We start from the raw sequence: 648 nt of genomic DNA on the forward strand, positions 1-648 counted from the left end.
TCTGGTAATCAATCCGAAGATCAAAAAAGGCATCCATTGGATGCCTTTTGTTTTTTTGAGTGTTTGTTATGCCTGAAGTTGATGGATACTTTCTTCGATGGTCAACTTCACTTCTGGGTACAGCAGCGTAAACAGTAGCTTGGCAAATTTCTGCGTTTTCTTCTTATCGCAGTTACCGTCGCTATCGAGGTACTCTTGCTGTTTGAGCGTATTGAACATGGCGGTAAACACACCTTTGTCGAAGAACTCCGGCGCGTTGATACCGTGCAGGCGACCTAAACGTTGCGCGATGTCTTGGCTCTTCTGTTCCAGATCCGATTTACCCAATTCAGGGTACGCAACCAATAGGTTCATGGCGATTGAGTAACGCTGCAGCGTCTCAGTAATCGTGCGACCAAGTAGAACCAGCGGTTGGTTGTTTGATTGGTTGATTTCCAATTTGTTGCCATCAAGACAGATCATTTTCTGTTCGGCAAACTCATTCAACGTTTTCACCACAAGGTCGTTTAAATCTTCCTCTTGGTAGCTTAGGAACAGCTCTTTCTTCAAGAATGGGTAGATTTGCGCGACGTTCTCTTGGATTTTCTCCACGGTGAGATTGCGCTGACGAATAATCATTTGGGCAATCAACGATGGCAGCGCAAACAA

General features: G+C 45.1%; 1 pseudogene. It reads right to left on the reverse strand.

The features are described 5' to 3' along the window. Positions 1-66 precede the first annotated feature (66 nt). Positions 67-648: pseudogene (locus R8O11_RS28520) on the reverse strand (glycerol-3-phosphate 1-O-acyltransferase); the annotation flags it as partial.

The sequence above is a fragment of the Vibrio sp. 1288 genome (genome assembly GCF_033344475.1).